The sequence below is a fragment of the Rubrivivax gelatinosus genome (assembly GCF_016583785.1).
GTDB classification, from domain to species: domain Bacteria; phylum Pseudomonadota; class Gammaproteobacteria; order Burkholderiales; family Burkholderiaceae_C; genus Rubrivivax; species Rubrivivax gelatinosus_B.
The window spans coordinates 14125-33765 of sequence record NZ_NRRU01000045.1 but is presented as its reverse complement, the minus strand read 5'-3'; the positions used below and the strand labels follow the sequence as shown (position 1 = coordinate 33765).

Annotated in this window: 20 protein-coding genes and 2 riboswitches; of the genes, 2 read left to right on the top strand and 18 right to left on the bottom strand. The window is 71.0% G+C overall.

Features of this window, described 5'->3' with window-relative positions; all coding sequences use genetic code 11:
- Position 1: 1 nt before the first annotated feature.
- The 17 genes from tolQ to CKO43_RS13180 all read right to left on the bottom strand — a co-directional run bounded on the left by tolQ (position 2) and on the right by CKO43_RS13180 (position 14517).
- The gene (gene tolQ / locus CKO43_RS13260; RefSeq protein WP_200228991.1) at positions 2–685 is read right to left on the bottom strand and encodes a protein TolQ; all 684 of its coding nucleotides are present in this window, start codon (positions 683–685) and stop codon (positions 2–4) included.
- A complete protein-coding gene (gene ybgC / locus CKO43_RS13255) occupies positions 682–1086 on the bottom strand; it encodes a tol-pal system-associated acyl-CoA thioesterase (RefSeq protein ID WP_200228992.1) in 405 nt (134 codons plus the stop codon). The genes tolQ and ybgC overlap by 4 nt, the downstream gene beginning before the upstream one ends.
- A gap of 63 nt (positions 1087–1149) precedes the next feature.
- Entirely contained in the window at positions 1150–2331 is a 1182-nt protein-coding gene (locus CKO43_RS13250; protein ID WP_200228993.1) for a pyridoxal phosphate-dependent aminotransferase, read from the bottom strand.
- A complete protein-coding gene (gene nusB, locus CKO43_RS13245; RefSeq protein WP_200378935.1) occupies positions 2331–2810 on the bottom strand; it encodes a transcription antitermination factor NusB in 480 nt (159 codons plus the stop codon). Before nusB ends, CKO43_RS13250 begins: the two co-directional genes overlap by 1 nt.
- The gene (gene ribH, locus CKO43_RS13240; RefSeq protein ID WP_200228997.1) at positions 2807–3271 is read right to left on the bottom strand and encodes a 6,7-dimethyl-8-ribityllumazine synthase; all 465 of its coding nucleotides are present in this window, start codon (positions 3269–3271) and stop codon (positions 2807–2809) included. The genes nusB and ribH overlap by 4 nt, the downstream gene beginning before the upstream one ends.
- Before the next feature lie 14 nt (positions 3272–3285).
- Positions 3286–4383 carry a bifunctional 3,4-dihydroxy-2-butanone-4-phosphate synthase/GTP cyclohydrolase II gene (gene ribBA / locus CKO43_RS13235; protein ID WP_200228999.1) on the bottom strand — a complete coding sequence of 366 codons (1098 nt, stop codon included), beginning with the start codon at positions 4381–4383 and terminating at the stop codon, positions 3286–3288.
- Positions 4384–4485: 102 nt separating this feature from the next.
- Entirely contained in the window at positions 4486–5265 is a 780-nt protein-coding gene (locus CKO43_RS13230) for a PEP-CTERM sorting domain-containing protein (RefSeq protein WP_200229001.1), read from the bottom strand.
- Between the two features lie 133 nt (positions 5266–5398).
- Positions 5399–6514, bottom strand: coding sequence for a bifunctional diaminohydroxyphosphoribosylaminopyrimidine deaminase/5-amino-6-(5-phosphoribosylamino)uracil reductase RibD (gene ribD, locus CKO43_RS13225; RefSeq protein ID WP_200378934.1), 1116 nt, complete (start codon positions 6512–6514; stop codon positions 5399–5401).
- Positions 6515–6560: 46 nt separating this feature from the next.
- Positions 6561–7751 carry a prepilin-type N-terminal cleavage/methylation domain-containing protein gene (locus tag CKO43_RS13220; protein ID WP_200378933.1) on the bottom strand — a complete coding sequence of 397 codons (1191 nt, stop codon included), beginning with the start codon at positions 7749–7751 and terminating at the stop codon, positions 6561–6563.
- The gene (locus tag CKO43_RS13215; RefSeq protein WP_200378932.1) at positions 7748–9139 is read right to left on the bottom strand and encodes a pilus assembly PilX family protein; all 1392 of its coding nucleotides are present in this window, start codon (positions 9137–9139) and stop codon (positions 7748–7750) included. Before CKO43_RS13215 ends, CKO43_RS13220 begins: the two co-directional genes overlap by 4 nt.
- Entirely contained in the window at positions 9136–9870 is a 735-nt protein-coding gene (locus CKO43_RS13210; RefSeq protein ID WP_200229008.1) for a PilW family protein, read from the bottom strand. The genes CKO43_RS13215 and CKO43_RS13210 overlap by 4 nt, the downstream gene beginning before the upstream one ends.
- Complete coding sequence (locus tag CKO43_RS13205; protein WP_200378931.1) at positions 9864–10460, bottom strand: pilus assembly FimT family protein; 597 nt, start codon at positions 10458–10460, stop codon at positions 9864–9866. The genes CKO43_RS13210 and CKO43_RS13205 overlap by 7 nt, the downstream gene beginning before the upstream one ends.
- Complete coding sequence (locus CKO43_RS13200; RefSeq protein WP_200378930.1) at positions 10457–10942, bottom strand: type IV pilin protein; 486 nt, start codon at positions 10940–10942, stop codon at positions 10457–10459. The genes CKO43_RS13205 and CKO43_RS13200 overlap by 4 nt, the downstream gene beginning before the upstream one ends.
- Positions 10943–11056: 114 nt before the next feature.
- Positions 11057–11584 carry a GspH/FimT family pseudopilin gene (locus tag CKO43_RS13195; RefSeq protein WP_200378929.1) on the bottom strand — a complete coding sequence of 176 codons (528 nt, stop codon included), beginning with the start codon at positions 11582–11584 and terminating at the stop codon, positions 11057–11059.
- Between the two features lie 115 nt (positions 11585–11699).
- Complete coding sequence (gene nrdR / locus CKO43_RS13190) at positions 11700–12143, bottom strand: transcriptional regulator NrdR (protein WP_200229012.1); 444 nt, start codon at positions 12141–12143, stop codon at positions 11700–11702.
- 16 nt (positions 12144–12159) lie between these two features.
- On the bottom strand, positions 12160–13410 hold the full coding sequence (gene glyA, locus CKO43_RS13185) for a serine hydroxymethyltransferase (RefSeq protein WP_200378928.1): 1251 nt from the start codon (positions 13408–13410) through the stop codon (positions 12160–12162).
- 55 nt (positions 13411–13465) lie between these two features.
- A riboswitch (ZMP/ZTP riboswitch) is annotated at positions 13466–13579 on the bottom strand.
- 68 nt (positions 13580–13647) lie between these two features.
- Positions 13648–14517, bottom strand: a complete 870-nt coding sequence (locus tag CKO43_RS13180) for a transglycosylase SLT domain-containing protein (protein ID WP_200229015.1) — start codon at positions 14515–14517, stop codon at positions 13648–13650.
- A 261-nt stretch (positions 14518–14778) separates the two neighbouring features.
- On the opposite strand from CKO43_RS13180, the gene CKO43_RS13175 reads away from it, so the two are divergent.
- On the top strand, positions 14779–16332 hold the full coding sequence (locus CKO43_RS13175) for a UbiD family decarboxylase (protein ID WP_200229017.1): 1554 nt from the start codon (positions 14779–14781) through the stop codon (positions 16330–16332).
- 478 nt (positions 16333–16810) lie between these two features.
- On the opposite strand, the gene CKO43_RS13170 is transcribed toward CKO43_RS13175, so the two are convergent.
- The gene (locus CKO43_RS13170; protein ID WP_200378927.1) at positions 16811–17650 is read right to left on the bottom strand and encodes a GNAT family N-acetyltransferase; all 840 of its coding nucleotides are present in this window, start codon (positions 17648–17650) and stop codon (positions 16811–16813) included.
- A gap of 208 nt (positions 17651–17858) precedes the next feature.
- Here CKO43_RS13170 and CKO43_RS13165 point away from each other — a divergent pair, with 208 nt between their 5' ends.
- A complete protein-coding gene (locus CKO43_RS13165; protein WP_200378926.1) occupies positions 17859–19211 on the top strand; it encodes a metallophosphoesterase family protein in 1353 nt (450 codons plus the stop codon).
- A 181-nt stretch (positions 19212–19392) separates the two neighbouring features.
- A riboswitch (cobalamin riboswitch) is annotated at positions 19393–19620 on the top strand.
- The last annotated feature ends 21 nt before the right edge of the window (positions 19621–19641 follow it).

The following is a 19641-nucleotide window of genomic DNA, read 5'->3' as shown; positions in this document are numbered from 1 at the left end:
CTCAGACGCCCGTCGCCGGGGTTCCGGCGTTGCGCTGCAGGATGTTCGAGAACTCCTCGATGAAGGTCTCGAGCTGCATCGCGATGCGGTCGATGTCGCGTGCGAAGCGGTTGTAGGCGATGACCGCGGGAATCGCGGCGAAGAGCCCGATCGCGGTCGCCACCAGCGCCTCGGCGATGCCCGGCGCGACGGTGGCCAGCGTCACCTGCTGCAGGTTGGACAGGCCGACGAAGGCATGCATGATCCCCCAGACGGTGCCGAACAGGCCGACATAGGGCGAGACCGAACCGACCGAGGCCAGGAAGCTGAGGTGGCTCTCGATCGCGTCGAGTTCGCGCTGGAAGCTCGCACGCATCGCGCGCCGTGCGCCGTCGAGCTGCGCACCGGCGTCAAGGCGCTTTTCGCGCAGCTTCAGGAACTCGCGCATGCCGCTGGCGAAGATGCGTTCGATCGGCGCCGCGTCGGTCTTGTTCGTCGCCGCCTGGTTCAGCTCGGTCAGGCTGCGGCCGGACCAGAACTCGCGCTCGAAGGCTTCGTTGCGGCCGCGCACGGTGCGCAGGCCGAAGATCTTGCCGAAGATGACGGTCCAGCTCGCCAGCGAGACGAGCGCGAGACCGGCCATCACGACCTGCACGACGGCGCTGGCCTGCAGCACGAGGGAGACGATCGAAAGGTCCTGGTTCATCGGATGGCGTCGAAGATCGAAAGCGGGATGCGGGCGGGGCGGAAGGTCTCGGCGGCGACGCAGCCGACGCGGATCTGGCCCTCGGCCAGCAGTTCGTCGCCGCGCCAGGCCTGCTGGGCGACGACGAGCGAGGCGCGGCAGAGTTCGCGCAGTTCGACCGTGACCTCGATCTCGTCGTCCAGCCGCGCCGGGCGGCGGTAGGACACGGTGGCGTCGGCGACGACGAAGACGGTGCCGGTGGCGGCGCGGTTGGCTTCCTGCCCGATGCCCAGCGCGCGCAGCCACTCGGTGCGGGCGCGCTCGAAGAACTTCAGGTAGTTGGCGTAGTAGACGACGCCGCCGGCGTCGGTGTCTTCCCAGTAGACGCGGACGCGGTGGCGGAACGGTGCGGCGGCAGACATCGGAAGCCGAAGATTATGCGGCAGTGCAGCAACGGCCTCGGCGGGCGCGGGGCTGGCGGCGCCTCACCGCAGTTCGCGCGCCAGGCGCGCGATCGCGGCTTCCAGCTCGCTCATCGAGTTGGCGAAGGACAGGCGCAGGAAGCGTTCGGCGGCGGCCGGGCCGAAGTCGCGGCCCGGCGTCATCGCGACGTGGGCGCGCTCCATCATGCGCATGCAGAAGTCCCAGCTGCTGGGCGAAAAGCGCGAGCAGTCGGCCCAGGCGTAGAAGGCGCCGTCGGGTTTGACCGGCACCGCCAGGCCGAGCGCGTCCAGCGCCGGCACGATGAAGTCGCGGCGGCGGCGGAATTCGGCGCGCCGGGCTTCGTATTCGGCGATCGCCTCGGGCTCGAAGCAGGCCAGCGCCGCGTGCTGCGCGACCGAGGACGCGCAGATGAACAGGTTCTGCGCCAGCTTCTCCACCGGGGCGACCAGCGCCGTCGGCAGCACCACCCAGCCCAGGCGCCAGCCGGTCATGCTGAAGTACTTGGAGAAGCTGTTGATCGAGACGATGTCATCGCCGAGCGCGAGCGCGGTCTTCGTGAAGGCCTCGTCGTAACCCAGGCCGAGGTAGATCTCGTCGACGATGGTGACGCCGCCGCGCGCGCGCACGGTGTCGGCTATGGCCGCCATCTCGGCCGGCGCGATCGAGGTGCCGGTCGGGTTGCTCGGCGAGGCCAGCAGCACGCCGCGTGTGGCCGGCGTCCAGTTCGCCGCGACGGAAGCCGCGTCGAGCTGGAAGCGCGCTTCTGGCGTGGCCGGCAGCAGCCGCGCGCTGCCGCCGGCGGCGGCGACGAAATGGCGGTTGCAGGGGTAGCTGGGGTCGGGCATCAGCACCTCGTCGCCGGCCTCGAACAAGGCCAGGCAGACGAGCTGCAGCGCCGCCGACGCGCCGGCGGTGACGGCGATGCGCGCCGGGTCGACTTCGACGCCCCAGCGGCTGCGGTACCAGCCGGCGATGCGCTCGCGCAGCGCGGTCAGGCCGAGTGCCGGCGTGTACTGCGTGCGGCCGGCGGCCAGGCAGGCCTCGGCGGCACGCTGCACGCCGGCCGGTGCGGTGAAGTCGGGCTCGCCGATGTTCAGGTAGATCATCGGCTCGCCGCCGCGTGCCGGGTCGCAGGCGGGGCTGGCGGCGATGCGGTCGGCCGCCTTGGCGCACTCCATCACGTAGAACGGGTCGATGCGCTCGACCCGGCTGGCGATGCGCATCAGGATGCCTGGGCGCGGCGCTGCGCCACCTCGGCCGGGCGCAGCTCGGCGGCGGCCTTGTCGAGCACGCCGTTGACGTACTTGTGGCCGTCGGTGCCGCCGAAGCTCTTGGCGAGCTCGACCGCCTCGTTGATCGCGACGCGGTAGGGCACCTCGATGCAGTGCGTCAGCTCGTAGGCGCCGATCATCAGCACCGCGTGCTCGACCGGCGACAGCAGGCTGGTCTTGCGGTCGACGTGGCGCGAGAGCACGGCGTCGAGCGCCGAGGCTTCGGTGATGCAGCCGTGCAGCAGGGCGTCGAAATGGGCGCGGTCGCACTTGTCGAAGCCGTCCTGCTCGCGCATGTGGGCGTCGATGGTGGCGGCTTCGGCGCCGCTGATCAGCCATTCGTACAGGCCTTGCAGCGCGATCTCGCGCGAACGGCGGCGCGAGGACTTGGACGCGGCGCGTTTGCGCGCGGCGGTGCGTTCGGTGCTCAAGACAGGTCTTCCAGCAGGTTCGCCATCTCGACGGCGACGCGCGCGGCGTCGCGGCCCTTGTCGGCGGCACGGGCCCAGGCCTGGGCCTCGTTCTCGACGGTGAGGATGGCGTTGGCGATCGGGAGGCGGTGGTCCAGCGCGACGCGCGTGACGCCGGCGCCGCTTTCGTTGGCCACCAGTTCGAAGTGATAGGTCTCGCCGCGGATGATGCAGCCCAGCGCGACGAAGGCGTCGTAGCCGCCCGAGGCGGCGAGCGCGGTCAGCGCCACCGGCACCTCGAGCGCACCCGGCACCGTCACCTCGCGCACGTCGCCGGGCTCGACCCCGAGTTCGGCGAGTTCGGCGCGGCAGGCGTCGGCCAGCGCGCTCGTGATCTTGTCGTTGAATCGCGCCCGCACGATGGCGATGCGCAGGCCGCTGCCGTCGAGATCGAGCGCCTGGCCTTGATCGGCTTCTTGCATATTGCTCTGTCCCTTCAGACGTGGGCGGCGACGAAGCCGGTGATCTCGAGGCCGTAGCCGGCCATGCTCGGCATGCGCCGCGGGTTGCCCAGCAGCCGCATGCGGCGCACGCCCAGCTCGCGCAGGATCTGCGCGCCGACGCCGTAGGTGCGCAGGTCGGCCGGGGTGCGCGGCGCGGGTTCGCGCGCCTCGGGCGGCACGAGTTGCGGCAGCAGCGTGTCGATGTCGTGGGTGCAGTTGAGCAGCACCGCGCAGCCGCGTTCGGCCGCCTGCAGCGCCGCCAGCGCCGCCGGCAGCGGCCAGGAATGGGTGCCGCTGCAGGCGTCGAGCACGTCGAAGACGGTGAAGGGCTCGTGCACGCGCACCGTCACTTCGTCGGCCGGCGTCCAGCGGCCGTGCGTCAGCGCCAGATGCAGCCCGCCGCTCTTGTCGCGGTAGGCGATGCAGTCGAACTCGCCGTGCGGCGTCGTCACGCGGCGCTGGCCGACACGCTGGATCAGCGTCTCGTTGCGGCTGCGGTAATGGATCAGGTCGGCGATGGTGCCGATCTTCAGGCCGTGTTCGCGTGCGAAGACCTCCAGGTCCGGCAGCCGCGCCATCGTGCCGTCGTCCTTCATGATCTCGCAGATCACGGCCGCCGGCGTCAGGCCGGCCATGCCGGCGAGGTCGCAGCCGGCTTCGGTATGGCCGGCGCGCATCAGCACGCCGCCGTCCTGCGCCATCAGCGGGAAGATGTGTCCGGGCTGCACCAGGTCGGCGGCCTTGGCGTCGCGCGCGACCGCGGCCTGCACGGTGCGGGCGCGGTCGGCCGCCGAGATGCCGGTGGTGACGCCGGTGGCGGCTTCGATCGAGACCGTGAACGCGGTGCCCAGCCGGGTGCCGTTGCGCAGCGCCATCGGGTGCAGCTGCAGGCGCTCGCAGCGCTCGCGCGTGAGCGTCAGGCAGATCAGGCCGCGGCCGAAGCGGGCCATGAAGTTGATCGCCTCGGGGGTGACGTGCTCGGCCGCGAGGACGAGGTCGCCCTCGTTTTCGCGGTCTTCCTCATCGACGAGGATGACCATGCGGCCGGCCGCCAGTTCGGCGACCAGCTCGGGAACGGGGGAAATCGACATCGTCGCAATTGTAGGCGGCGCGTCCGGCACGGCCGGGTGGCGCCAAAGGAAAGGGCGGACGCCTCGCGGCGTCCGCCCGTGAAATCAGGCGCCGGACGGCGCTCAGCTGCGGCGGCGACGCGTGACGGCAGCGCCCGCGAGCGCGATCCCGGCCAGGGCCAGCGTCGCCGGTTCGGGCACGGTGCCCGGGTCGGTGCTGGCGTTGGCCAGCAGCAGGTCGTCGAAGCCGACGTAGTCGTCCTGGCCGTCGGCCTGCAGCACCTTCAGCGTCAGCGAGGTGAAGCTGAAGTCCTCGTCGACCAGCCCCCAGAACAGCAGGCTGCCGTTGGTGATCGCGTTCGGCTCGTCCCGCGCCGGCGTGTCGTCGGGGTAGATCGTGTATTCCTGGGTGCCGTCGCTGCCCGTCAGCGTGATCAAGATCGCGCCGGCGAAGTCGCCGATGTCGGTGGCATAGAAGCCGAAGGCGTTGATCGCCTGCGCGAAGGTCAGCGTGAACGACTGCGAGGTTTCCCAGAACAGCGCGGATGCGGCGCCCGGCGTGGTGTTGAAGCGCCCCGCCGTCGTGCCGTCGACGAGCGTCTCCTTGCCGACGTAGCCCTCGCCGCCTTCGTCCACGGACTGCAGCTTCACGGTCCCGCCGAAGAGGGTCTGCGGCGTGCTCAGGTAGGCGTAGCTCTCGAAGCTCTCCGTCTTCAGGCTGGCGGAACTCGTGGCGGCGGCGAATTCGTTCTTCGCGGTCGCCGCTTCGCCTTCAGCCGGTACCTGCCCGTTCGGGCTCGCGTCGAGCCCGGTGTAGATCACCGGCGTCGCGAAGCTCGCCCCGGCGGCGCACATGGCGGCGACGGCAAGCGCCGACCGACCCCAGTTCAGCAAGGAACCCATCGCTCATCCTCCCGCCGCAGACCATCCGCACGAATGAACGGAAAGGCCCGCGCACCTCTCTGAACGATCATAGAGGCGCCCCCCCTAGGCCAAGCCCCCCCATTCACATGGCGCTCTCGGCGCGCGCCCGCGTTCAGGGGGCTGCCGGGATGGCGAGCGGACGCGCCAGCAGCCGCAGGTCGGCGCCTACCGGCTGGCAGCCGACGAAGGCGAAACGCAGACCCTGGGCGAGGGTGTCGAAGGGCCCGAGCGCGGCCATGGCGCGGCCCTCTCCGAGCAGCAGCGGCGCGGTGTAGACCAGCAGTTCGTCGACCCGTCCGCTGGCCAGCCAGGCCGCGTTCAGGCGTGCGCCGGCTTCGACGTGCAGTTCGTTGACGCCGAGCGCGGCCAGATCGGCGAGCACGGCGTCCAGCGCCACCCGGCCATCCGCGCCCGGTCGCAGCCGGAGTTCGGCGCCTGCGGCGCGCAGAGCGGCGCCGGCGCCGTCGTCGACGGCAGCGAAGACGATGCAGCGCCCCGGCGGCGCCAGCAGCCGCGCCGTCGGCGGCGTGCGCAGCCGCGAGTCGACGACGGCGCGCATCGGCTGCAGCGCGGTCGCAACCAGGCGCACGTCCAGCCGCGGGTCGTCGTCGAGCACGGTGCCGATGCCGGTGAGCACGCAGCCGGCGCGGCGCCGCCAGGCGTGGCCGTCGGTGCGCGCCTCGGCGCCGGTGATCCACTGGCTGGCGCCGTTGGCAAGCGCGGTGCGGCCGTCCAGCGATGCGGCGATCTTCATCCGCACCCAGGGCCGGCCGCGTTCGACGCGCGAGAAAAAGCCGATGTTGAGTTCGCGCGCGGCGGCGGCGATGTCGGCGTCGGCGAGTTCGACCTGCACGCCGGCGGCGCGCAGCCTCGCGATGCCGGCCCCGGCCACCTGCGGGAACGGGTCGCCGACGGCAACGACGACCCGCGCGATGCCCGCGGCGGCGAGCGCCTCGCAGCACGGCGGCGTGCGGCCGTGGTGGGCGCAGGGTTCCAGCGTCACCCAGGCGGTGGCGCCGCGCAGGTCATGGCCCGCGGCGGCGGCGTCGCGCAGCGCCATAACTTCGGCATGGGCCTCGCCGGCGCGCTGGGTGGCGCCGCGGCCCAGGACGCGGCCGTCCTCGTGGCCGAGGATGCAACCGACCCGCGGGTTGGGGTCGGTCAGGCCGATCGAGCCTTCGGCGAGCGCCAGGGCTTCGAGCAGACGGGTGCGGTCCAGCGGTGACATCGGGCGCGGCGGGGGCGAAGGCACGGCGGTGCGCCGCGCCGCGATGCTAAGGCGTCGTCGACGTCGGCACCGGCTCGGGCTGGTGTTCCAGCGTCAGCGTCATCGGCTGCGTATCGGGGTCGTCTGCGGGACAGGCGTACCGGTTGCTGCCGTCGCCGGCGCTGATGACGAGGAAGTTCTGGTTCGTCAGCGCGCCGCCGACGTCGACGTAGTCCAGCGGGTGGTCGACGTTGCGTGTCGGCCGCAGCGCCGTCGTGTAGCGGCACACGCGCACCGCGTCGGCCGAGCTGCGGGTGTCGGGCACGTCGCCCACCGGCAGCGTCGCCAGGTTGGACAGGTGCAGCGTCGAGCGGCCCGACCAGACTGCCGTGCCGGTGCCCAGGGGCACGGCGCACCAATAGGCCACGAAGCCGGCGTAGAGCCGGTGCACGCAGCTGTCGGCGGCCGGCAGCGGCGAGCCGGTGCGTTGCACGGTCACGAAGGGCGAAAGAACCGAGTCCTGATCCGTCTCGCCGATCGCCGACGGCACTTCGGCATCGGCGGCGGTGGGCTCGTGGCCGGTCGCGAAACGGACGTATCCCGCCAGCAGGTAGGCTTTGGTCGAGACGCAGGGCAAGCCGGGCGTGCAGATGCTGGTGATGACGCCGGTGACGTTGTTGAAGACCCAGCCCACGCCTTCGCCGCCCAGTGGCCGGAAGGTGCTGCTGCCGTCCCCGTTGTCCTGTGCCTGCACCGGGATGGCGGGGTTGCGGCCGCTGGGTGTCGACAGCACCGTCTGGTTCGCCGGCAGCACCAGCGCGCCGGCCAGCGCCGGCGGCACGCCGGTGACCAGCGTGCCGAAATCGACCCACTGGTTGTCGGTCTCGGACCGGCGGTCGCGCCAGGCGACCTTGACCGAGACGGTCTTGGCGCGGCCGGCAGCCAGCGTCTGGACGTCCTGGTAGAGCGTGTACTCGGTGTTGACGTTGGTGGCCGTGATGCGTTCGCCCGGAGCTGCCGCGATCCCGTCGTAGGTCTCGCCCTTGATGTCGTCCAGCGAGGTGTAGGCGCGCAGCTGGTCGATGCGATCCTGCGCGATGCGCACGGCCTCGCTGCGCTGGCGCGAGAGGTCGGCGTTGGCGCGCAGCGTGGCCTGCAGGCCGACGACGCCGAGCAGCCCGATCGCCATCACCGCGAGCGCGACCATCGCCTCGACCAGCGAGACGCCGCGCTGCACCGGGCGCGACGGCTTGTTCATGGGAAGTCCTTCCAGCTGCCCGGCACGCGCACGAACGAGCCGGTCAGCGTCGACAGCCGCTTCAGGATCTCGGCGTCGTGGTAGACCGCGCCGCCAGCGTCGGTGGCGATCTGCAGGTCGTTCTCGGCGACCAGCGCGCCGTTGACCCGGGCCAGGCCGCTCAGGCGCCAGGTGGTGGCGCGGCCATAGATCAGGCCGTTGACGGTGCGCCCGCCGCTGTCGAAGTCGAGCTCGCCGGTGACGACGATCAGCACCGGCGCGGCGGCGCTGCCGATCGCGCCGCTGCCGTCGAGCCGCAAGTCGCCTTCGACCCAGATCGGGCGCCCCGGGTTGCGCGCGACGGCGTCGGCGAGCGCGGCACCGTCGCAGGCCGAGCTGGCGCAGTCGAGCAGCACTGCCGCGGGCTGGTCGCGGAAGGTCTCGGGCCGCATCATGAAGATCGAGGCGAACATGCGCATGCCGGCGATGGCCGGATCGGGCGCGGCCAGGGCGGTCAGGACCGGGTCGTTGGCCAGGCGCAGGGCCGTTGTGTCCGGCGTGCCCGCCGCGCCCGCCGCCTCGACGCCGACGATCGTGCCGCCCGCCCGCACCGCGTAGCCGACGTCGTTGTTGCCGCGGCCCGCGGTCAGCGTGCTGCCGCCGCCCAGGCCGATGTCGCCGCGCACCGTCAGCGTGTCGCGCGGCAGCGCCGCCGTGACGTTCTTGCTGCCGTCGCGTTCGACGGCGGCGACGCGGCCGGTCATCGCGGCCCCGGTCGAGATCGAGGCCACCGCTTCGCCCGAGGGCGCAACGGCGCGCGCGACGGAATCCGTTGGCGAGGGCACGATCATGTCGGCATCGAAGGCCAGGCACTCCTCGAGCAGCCGCGTGCAGCCGTTGGCGTAGACGCGCACCTGGCCCGGCAGCGAGCCCTCGCTGACGATGGCGATGCGGAATGCCGGATGCGGGCCGTCGCTCGTCGGCGGGACGGGCAGCGCCGCGCCGTCGGCCGGGCAGCGGCAGCTCCAGGATTCGCCGTCGCGCACGCAACTCGCGAACGCGACGTTGCCACTGGTCGCGTCGCGGTGCGGGCTGATGTAGCCGGTGTCGGCATTCGTGACCAGATAACGCTCGCGAAAACTGGTGTCGCTGGCGGCGGCGCTGGGTTCGCAGTTGGCGTCGATGCGGCCGGCGTTGAGCAGGGTCAGCGCCCAGCCCAGGCCGGCCTCGGCCGTCTCCATCGCCTGCGTCGAGCGGTACTGGTTGGTCGCGGTGCGCTGCTCGAAGATCAGATTGCGGCTGGTGTAGGCGGCTACCAGCGAGACGACGAAGAACAGCATCAGCACGACGGCCAGTGCCGCCACGCCGCGCTGGCGGCTGGCGCGAAGCGAGGGCGTGCAGCGTTTCATGCCGGGCACATCTGCGTCGAACTGGGCGGCACGTACTCGACGAAGTCGTTGCGCAGCTTCACCCGCGTCGAGATCGAGCGTTTGACGCTCGCATCGCTGACCGCCTCGCCCTCGATGTCCACCTGAAGCAGCCGCACCTTGAGCAGCGGCCAGCATTCGGTGCCACCGCTCGGGCACAGCTTGGGGCAGGGCAGGGGTTCGGGATCGCTGCCGTCGTCGACCAGCTCGAAGTTCAGGCGCGTGATCTTCAAGGTCCGGCTGTCGGTGAGTTCCTGCCAGCTCGACGGCGTCGTGGACTGTTCGCACGTGCCCGCCGAGGGGGTGCTCGGGCCCTGGATCGCCGTCTTCAGCACGCCGTTTTCGAGCTTGATGCCGAGCGGGCTGTTCATCGCGCCCGAGCGGTAGTAGTGGTAGACGATGCTGCTGCCGTCGGGCACCACGGTGGCGTAGAGGTTGCAGCCTGGGGTCGGGTTCTCGGTCGACCACACGCCGATGGACTGGGCGTCGTTCCAGATGCCGGCCCGGCGCAGGTCGCGCACGATGATGTCGGCGCTGGCGCGCAGGTCCTGCTGCACCTGGATCTCGAGCATCAGGCGGCGGTTCTCGGTCAGCTGGCCCGACACCAGCAGCGCCGACGCCGCGACCACCAGCAGGCCGACGGTCACGCCGACCATCAGCTCGACGATCGACAGGCCGCGTTGCCGGCGCTGGCAGCGGCGTCGGTTCAGCATGCCGGCACCCCGAGCCCGTTGCCGATGCCGCAGATGGTGGGCCGGCCGGCGCGGCCTATCGTCGTTCGCAGCGTGCGCGTCGAATCGAGCACCGTGTCGATGACGATTTCGTCCAGCGGCACCGGGAGCTTGTCGGTCTTGTTCGTGATCAGCCCGCCGGTCACCGGGTCGAAGCCGAAGCCGCGGTTGCGGCCCGAGATCGCCATGTGCACGCCGTCCGCGGCCGGCAGGACGACGGTGCGCACTTCGGTGCCGACCGTGCCCTCGCAGGCCGCGCCGGGCCCGCGGCTGCAGTCACAGCGTTCCGTCATCGAGTCGGCCGTCGGCGGCAGTTCGTAGAGCGTGTAGCAGCGCAGCGTGCTGCCCGAAGGGAACAGCACGAAGCTGTACAGGTCGCGGCCGACGGCGCGGCTGCGCGCGAACTGCAGGTCGGTCGTCAGTTGGGCACTGATGCTCTTCAGGCGCTGCACCCGGATGTAGTCGAACAACGAGGGCGCGCCGAGCGCGAGCACGGTGCCCAGCAGCGCGACGACGACCAGCAGCTCGATCAGCGTCAGGCCGCGCGGGCGGAGGCGGCGCGTGCCGGTCATTGTTTCCAGCACTCCTGGGTGGCGGCGTACGAGAAGCTCGAGCAGCTGCCGCAGCCGGCGTACTCGAGGTTGCCGCCTCGCAGCCGCATGCTCATGTTGCGGCAGCGGCTGTCGCCGGCCTGGCTGCTGTCGCTGTTGCCGCGTGCGGTGACGATGTAGGCGCTGGCCAGGCTGTCGCCTTCGACCGCCGACTCGGCGAGCTCGAGCGTGTAGTGGCCCGACGAACTGCTGCTGCCCAGGCCGAGGTCGCCGAGTGCCGTCGTATAGGCGGTGTGGTTGCTGCGCCAGCGCTCCTGCGCCTGCTGCACCGCGGCGATCGCGGCGTAGGCGTCGGAGCGGCGGCTCTTGCGGATGCTGTCCAGGAAGGACGGCAGCGCGACGGCGGTGAGGATGCCGAGCACCACCAGGGTGATCATCAGCTCGATGAGCGTGAACCCGGGTGCGGGGCTGCGACCGGAACTCGGACGGCGGCGACGCGACATGCGATCCATTATTCGCAGCCCTGGTTCTGCTGGTCACCGTTCATCGGCGGGTGCCAGCCGCTCGTCGGCGCGTTTCCCCGCGTTCGAGGGGCCGGGCCGGCCCGCGGCGCGGGTTCAGCAAGCTGCGTAGCCGGGCAGGCCGCTGGGCGAGCACAAGCGTACCCGGCCCATCAGGTTGACGACCGCGTTCAGCTGGCTGCCGTCGGGCAGCGACAGGCGCACGGTGGCGGTGGGTGTCACGGTGCCGCGCAGGTCGTCGAAGGCGATGGCGCGGCTGTTCGATTGCAGCTGCACCGGGTGGTCGGCGCCCAGCACCATCACGCGCAGCACGCGGCGCTCGCCGCACTCGAGCCGGCCGTCGGCGTCGCAGTTGCATCCGGGCGGGCCGTCGTGCAGCACCCAGCAGCGTGCGCCGCCGAACTCGAGCCGCAGCGTGTCCGACTGCGCCACCGCCAGGCTGCGCGCGAAAGCGACGTCGGTCTCGAGCTGCGCGGCGACCGCACGCAGCCGCTCGCGTTCGCGCAGCGACGCAAAACCCGGCGCCGCCATGCCCAGCACGACGGCGGCGATGCCGACGCTGACGGCACATTCGATCAGTGTGAGGCCGCGTGCGCGGCGCAGGCGGCGGGGTGTGCTGGCCATCGTCTTCCTCCGGTGCCGGGGCACTGTAGGAAGGCGGCTCGCCGGGCGCTGTCCCCTGGCGGCGGGGGCGTGGGGCGCCCGCTGGCGTGGCCCCTCTAACGAGGGACGCGCCGCGTCAGATGTCGCGGATCAGCTGGCGGAACGCGTCGACGTCTTCGAAGCTGCGGTAGACCGATGCGAAACGCACGTAGGCCACCTTGTCCAGCTTCTTCAGCTCGCGCATCACGAGTTCGCCGACGCGTGTGCTCGGCAGCTCGCGCGCGCCGCCTGTGACCAGCTGCTCCTGGATGTGTTCGATCGCGGCGTCGACCTGCTCGACGCCGACCGGGCGCTTGCGCAGCGCCAGCAGCATCGACGCGCGCAGCTTGCCGGCGTCGAACTCGACGCGCGCGCCGTCCTTCTTGACGACGGCCGGCATCGCGACCTCGGGGCGCTCGTAGGTCGTGAAGCGCTTTTCGCAGTGCAGGCAGCGGCGCCGGCGGCGTACGACGCCGCCTTCGTCGGATTCGCGGGTCTCGACGACCTGCGTTTCGCCGTGGGCGCAGTACGGACAACGCATGCGCCGCCGCCTCGTGTCAGCGGTAGACGGGGAAGTCGCGCGTCAGCGCCGCGACCTTCTCGCGCACCGCGGCCAGGTTGGCCTCGTCGTGCGGGTTGTCGAGCACGTCGGCGATCAGGTGCGCGGTGCGGCGCACCTCGTCTTCCTTGAAGCCGCGCGTCGTCATCGCCGGCGTGCCCAGGCGGATGCCGCTGGTGACCATCGGCTTCTGCGGGTCGTTCGGGATGCCGTTCTTGTTGCAGGTCATGTGGGCCTTGCCCAGCACGCCTTCCGCTTCCTTGCCGGTCAGGCCCTTGGGACGCAGGTCGACCAGCATCACGTGGCTCTCGGTGCCGCCGCTGACGATGCGCAGGCCGCGTTCGATCAGCGTCGCCGCCAGCACCTTGGCGTTGGCCGCGACCTGCTGCTGGTAGGCCTTGAATTCGGGCGCGAGCGCTTCCTTGAACGCGATCGCCTTGCCGGCGATCACGTGCATCAGCGGGCCGCCCTGGATGCCGGGGAAGATCGCGCTGTTGATCTTCTTGGCGATCGCCTCGTCGTTCATCAGGATGATGCCGCCGCGCGGGCCACGCAGGCTCTTGTGCGTGGTGGACGTGACGACGTCGGCGTGCGGCACCGGGTTCGGGTAGACGCCGGCGGCGACGAGGCCCGCGTAATGCGCCATGTCGACCATGAAGTAGGCGCCGATGGCCTTGGCGACCTTGGCGAAACGTTCGAAGTCGATGCCCAGGCTGTAGGCCGAGGCGCCGGCGATGATCAGCTTGGGGCGGTGCTCGAGCGCCAGGCGTTCCATCGCGTCGTAGTCGATGGCTTCGTTGGCGTCCAGGCCGTAGCTGACGACCTTGAACCACTTGCCGCTCATGTTCAGCGGCATGCCGTGCGTCAGGTGGCCGCCTTCGGACAGGCTCATGCCCATGATCGTGTCGCCCGGCTCGAGCAGGCCGAAGAACACGGCCTGGTTGGCCTGCGAGCCCGAGTTCGGCTGCACGTTGGCGAAGTTGGCGCCGAAGAGCTGCTTCACGCGGTCGATCGCCAGCTGCTCGACGACGTCGACGTACTCGCAGCCGCCGTAGTAACGCTTGCCGGGATAGCCCTCGGCGTACTTGTTGGTCAGCTGCGAGCCTTGCGCGGCCATCACCGCGGGGCTGGTGTAGTTCTCCGACGCGATGAGCTCGATGTGCTCTTCCTGGCGGCGGTTCTCGGCCTGGACGGCGGCCCAGATCTCGGGGTCGACGTTGGCAATGGTGGAGGTGGTACGGTCGAACACGGCAGTCCTCTTCGGAAGGAAGGGCCATCGAGCGCCCCGATGGCGAGGCGTCGTCGAGAGCTGCCCAGGCGAACGGCGGACACCGGCTGTGGGGCCGGTCTGCGCTTCCCGGTGGTCAGTCCACCTCGGGGCGGGTGTCGCCCCTTCATCGCCAGTCGCGCAGGCTGCGGAGTGTAACGGCAGCCGCAGCCTACACCCGCCGGAGGACGTCAAACGCCCGGCCGGGCGGGGCCGGGCTCAGTGGCGCAGCAGCGCCAGCTGCTCGGCGCGGGGCGTCGGCGGCTCGGCCGGCGGCACCGGGATCGGCGCCGCTTCGCGCGGCACGATCATCGGCGCCGTCACCGGTACGCGGTTGCCGGCGGCGACACGCTTCAGATAGACCTGCTCGGTCATCACGCGGTCGACATAACCGCCGTCGCTGTCCTGCAGCGCGGCGCCGACATAACGCCGCAGCCCGTCTTCCAGGCCGCCGGCGCGGCTGATGCACTCCTTGAGCACCTGCACGCCGACGCGCAGGTTGCTGATCGGGTCGAAGGCCGCGTGTTTGCCGCCGAAGGCCTGGTACTTGTCGTCGTGGATGCGGGTCATCACCTGCATCAGGCCCTGGGCGCCGACGGAACTCTGCGCAAAGGGGTTGAAGCTCGACTCGACGGCCATGATCGCGAGGATCAGCGTCGGGTCCAGTCCCGCCTTCTGGCCGATGGCCCAGGCTTCCTGCACCAGCGCGCTGATCGGCTCGGGCGCCACCTTGTAGCGGCGCGAGATCCAGGTCGCGACGGCCGCCTGCTGGCGCGTCAGCGCCTTCGGGTCGGCCGCGGTCGCGCGGTTCACGGCGTCCGGCTCGGCCGGCACCTCCTCGGTTTCGCCGGCCGCGGCGACACGCACTTCGTGCCGCGTCTGCAGCCATTCGAAGGCCATCGTCTCGGCCTGCTGCCGCAGATCGTCGCGGCCCGCCACGAAGACGAGCGCCGCCACCACCGCCAGGCCGACCACGGCCAGGGTGTTGTGCCCGATCTCCAGCAGACCGTGACCGACGTCACGGGCGAATACCGTCAGCGAGCGCCCCGTGGCTTGCTGCGCAGTGCGCAGCATCGCAATGGCTTTCATCGCATCCCTCTTCCAAGCGCCGTCCAGGAGCCCGGCCGTGGAGCAGGGGGCTCACGACGGGGCGACGGCGATAATCGACCGACTTTGCGCAAACGGCCATCGAACGGGCCGGCACGCAAGCGGGACTGCAGCGTCCGTCCTGATGATTACGATGCGGACGGTACGGGTCTGCCCTGATCCAGATCCAGGGCTGGCGCGAATTTTAAGAAGGCTCTCATATCCGGTCAAGAATATGAAGTCGCCTTGTTATATCCAAAAAGCATGACCTACCGAGACCTGCGCGATTTTCTGGCCCAACTCGAGGCCGTCGGCGAGCTCCGAACGCTGCATGAACCGGTGTCTCCGGTGCTCGAGATGACCGCGCTGGGCGACAAGCTGCTGCGGGCTGGCGGCCCGGCCGTTCTCTGCCGCAAACCGACCGGTTTCACGACACCGGTGCTGATCAATCTGTTCGGCACCCCCAAGCGAGTGGCCCTCGGCATGGGGGCCTCGTCGCCGGCCGAACTGCGCGACGTCGGCCGCTTGCTCGCCGGCCTGAAGGAGCCCGAACCGCCCAAGGGGCTGAAGGACGCCGGCAAGCTGCTGCACATGGCCAAGGCGCTGTGGGACATGAAGCCGGCGCTGCAGCGCAGCGCGCCCTGCCAGGAAGTCGTGCTGCAGGGCTCTGAAGTCGATCTGAACCGCCTGCCGATCCAGACCTGCTGGCCCGGCGACGCCGGCCCGCTGCTGACCTGGGGCCTGGTCGTCACGCGCGGGCCGCAGGCGGTGGCGGCGCCGCGGCTGCGCCAGAACCTGGGCATCTACCGCCAGCAGCTGATCGGCCGCAACCAGTTGATCATGCGCTGGCTGGCGCACCGCGGCGGCGCGCTCGACTTCCGCGAGTTCGCCCAGGCCAACCCGGGCAAGCCCTTCCCGATCGTCGTCGCGCTCGGCGCCGACCCGGCGACCATCCTCGGCGCGGTGACGCCGGTGCCCGACAGCCTGTCCGAGTACCAGTTCGCCGGCCTGCTGCGCGGCAGCCGCACCGAACTCGTCGAATCCGGCGTCGGCGAGGGCCGCGCACTGCAGGTGCCGGCCAGCGCCGAGATCGTGCTCGAGGGCCACATCCCGGTGGCGCCGGACGGCTTCAGCGGCGAGTCCGAACGCGGCGTCAAGCTCTGCGAGCGCGGCGGCTACCTGCACGCGCTCGAAGGCCCGTTCGGCGACCACACCGGCTATTACAACGAGCAGGACTGGTTTCCGGTGTTCCAGGTCGACCGCATCACGCACCGGCGCGACCCGATCTACCACTCCACCTACACCGGCAAGCCGCCCGACGAGCCGGCGGTGCTGGGCGTGGCGCTGAACGAGGTCTTCGTCCCGATCCTGCAGAAGCAGTTTCCGGAGATCGTCGACTTCTACCTGCCGCCCGAAGGCTGCAGCTACCGGATGGCGGTGATCTCGATCCGCAAGGCCTACCCGGGCCACGCCAAGCGCGTGATGTTCGGCCTGTGGAGCTTTTTGCGGCAGTTCATGTACACCAAGTTCATCGTCGTCACCGACGACGACGTCGACATCCGCGACTGGCGCGAAGTCATCTGGGCGATCACGACGCGCATGGACCCGGTGCGCGACACCACGCTGGTCTCGGAGACGCCGATCGACTACCTCGACTTCGCCTCGCCGGTCAGCGGCCTGGGCGGCAAGATGGGGCTGGACGCGACCAACAAGTGGCCCGGCGAGACCACGCGCGAGTGGGGCCGCCCGATCACGATGGACGCCGCGGTCGAGCAGCGGGTGCAGTCGCTCGTCGAAGGTTTGATCTCACCCTCTTGACGTGCATCCGGCGCGGATTTCGCGCTTGAAGTGCGGCCAGGCCTCGCCTAAGTTTGTGGAGCCTGAACGCAGGCATCAAGGAAGACGGCGCAATTCCTGCGCGTCGGGGGCCCCGGACCTCTTCTCTTCGGAGCCCCATCGGTGACCAGCGGTCACCCGCCCCCTCCGGCCCCCTGGACCGGAGGGGGTTTCGCTTTTCAGGCCCGGACTTTGCTGATTTCGCGCTGAGCCGCGCCGCTTGCGCCGCCTCTGTGCGTCAGGCTCGCGGCCCGCGCCCGACGACGGTGCGGCGGGTCGCGGCGTAAGGCCTGTGAATTTCCACGGCCGGAGTTGGCATCTCTGTGGACAACTCGTGCGCGGCGTCCGCAGGTCCTTGATTCATCGGGGCTTTCATCTGATTGCCACAAATTGTGGCAAGCGCTGACGCGGCCCCCGCCCTTGCACCGCCGGCGTGCGCGGCCCGCGGTCAGCCCCCCGTTCAAGCCCCGAGAAAGTGCCTGCGGTAGCGCGCCGGCAGGTCGTCCAGGCGCAGCATCACCGGCAGATCGGCGGTGTTGAAGTCGGGATCCCAGGCCGGTGCACCCAGCACGCGCGCACCGCAGCGCAGATAACCCTTGAGCAGCGGCGGCGCGTCGACGTCCAGGTCCTGGCGCAGCTCCTCGACCGGCAGCGCCAGGCGCGGCCGCACCCGCCACTCGGGCGCCGCCAGGTGGCTGGCTTCGAGCCGGCGCCACAGGCTGGCAGCGGCGTGGCCGCCGTCGCGCATGCCGACGCTGGCGCAGCCGACCATGGTCTGCAGGCCGTTGCGCGCCATGAAGGTGGCGAGCGCCGCCCACAGCGCCATCACGACGCCGCCGGAGCGCCAGTCCGGGTGCACGCAGGAACGGCCGAGCTCGACCATCGTCGTGCGCAGCGGTGCCAGCGGCGCCAGGTCGAATTCGTTCTCGCTGTAGAGCCCGCCGGCGCGTGCGGCCGCTGCCGGCGTCATCACGCGGTAGGTGCCGACCACGGGGCCGGGCTCGGCGCCGTCGCCCGGCGCGCGCACCAGCAGGTGTTCGCAGAAGGCGTCGTAGCGGTCGACGTCCAGGCCGGCCGGCGTTCCCGGCGGCAGGTCCAGGCGTGCGCCCATTTCGCCGACGAAAACCTCGTGGCGCAGGGCCTGCGCTTCGCGCACCTCGTCATCGTCGCGGGCCCAGGCGACCGTAAGCGCCGCCTCGGCCTCGGCCGTGGCGCCGGGCATCCGGCGGGGGTTGCGGGCGCTGCTGCGGTCTTCGATCGCGGCGGCGGCGAGGGGCGGGGTCAGGATCGTTTCGGGCATGGACCGCGATCGTCACGAGCCGGGGTGACGTGCGGGTGAAGCGTCGATGACGAAGCCGTGGCGCCGCCTTTGCCATGCCCGGATGCGAGCGCGCCGGCTGACGCCGCTCAAACCGCCATCAGACGTCGCAGCGCTGTCACGCGGCGATCACCGCCCGGGCCTGCAATGCCCGCCGTCGTGCCGCCGGCACGAATGCCACAGGACCGTCATGAATTCATCTAACGACAACACCCGCCACCCGAACCCGCGCCGCCGCTTCCTGCAGAGTGCCGCCGGCCTGGCCACCGTCATCGTGCTGCCGCAGGCGCTGCTCGGCTGCGGCGGTGGCAGCGACAACGACGACGACGGCCCGCTGCGCCTGGCGGTGCTGAGCGACATCCACCTCTACGACAGCACCCAGCTCGGCAGCAGCACCGAACTCGACGCCTACCTGCTGCAGGACCGCAAGATGATCAAGGAGAGCGTCGAGATCTTCGACGCCGCGCTCGCGGCCATCGTCGCCGACAAGCCCGACGCGCTGCTGATCAGCGGCGACCTGACCAAGGACGGCGAACGGGTCAACCACGAACTGCTCGCCGCCCGTCTGCAGACCCTGCGCGCGAAGGGCATCCGCGTCTTCGTGATCCCGGGCAACCACGACGTCGCCAACCCCGACGCCAAGGACTTCCGCACCGTGCCGGCGACCGCCGCCGCCCAGGCCGACGCGGCCACCTTCGCGACGATCTACGCCAACTGCGGCTACGGCAATGCGATCGCACGCGACCCGGCCTCGCTCAGCTACGTGGCCGAAGTCGGCGACGGCGTCTGGCTGTTCGCGATCGACTCCTGCCGCTACGCCGAGAGCGCGTCGCCGAGCGCGCCGATCACCGCCGGCCGCGTGCGCGCCGCCACGCTCAGCTGGCTGCAGACCTGGCTGGCCAAGGCCAAGGAGCGCGGCGTCGTCGCGCTCGGCAGCATGCACCACGGCCTGATCGAACACTTCCCCGGCCAGTCGACCTTTTTCCCCGAGTACCTGGTCGAGGACCGCCAGAACCTGGCCGCGGCCTTCGCCGCCGCCGGCCTGACCGTCGTCTTCACCGGCCACTACCACGCCCAGGACATCGTGCGCGCCAGCTACGGCGGCGTCACCGTGCACGACGTCGAGACCGGCTCGACCGTGACCGCGCCCAGCCCCTACCGCCTGGCCACCGTCGACCGCGCGGCGCGCACGCTGGCCATCGAAAGCGGCACCGTCACCGCCACCACGGGCCACCCGCAGGACTTCGTCGCCTGGTCGCGCGACTACCTCGAGACCGGCCTGGAGACGCTGGTCACCGCGCTGCTGACCTCGGCGCCGTATTCGGTGCCGGCGCCGACGGCCGCGGCGCTGGTGCCGCTGATCGTGCCGGCGATGGTCGCCCACTACGCCGGCGACGAGAAGCTCACCGACGCCGGCGTCGCCGCGACGCTGCAGGCGATGGCGCAGAGCAGCGACGCGATGACGGCGATGCTCGGCGGCTTCGTGCTCGGCCTGTGGAGCGACCCGCAGCCGGGCGACAACACGCTCGCGATCACGCTCTGAAGGCGGCGCGGGGATGTCCCCGTCCGCCGTTGGCATCCCTGTGGACAAGATGGGGGGCCGGCGCGCAAGTGCCTGTCACGCCGGCGTTTTCTTTGGATTGCCCGGTTTTTGGGCAGTCCCGCAGGCGGGTGCGGTGCCCCAGCGGGCGGCTGCGCCAAGCGCTGGCGCGCCCCGGCCGCTGGTTATGATGCCCGTCGTTGGTGCTCGTGCCGGCTCTCGTGCCGGCGCAGTCAAACGGGAATCAGGAAGGGCCGGTCCGCCGGATCCGGCCCCAACCTGAGCTGCCCCCGCAACGGTAAGCGGACGACCTCGTGTCGGTCGTGCCCACATTCCACTGGACCTCGGCGTCCGGGAAGGAGGGCACGGCGGGTCCGCCAGCCCGGATACCGGCCAACGAGGGGCCGCAGCCGCGGCCGCACCCGAACCGCCC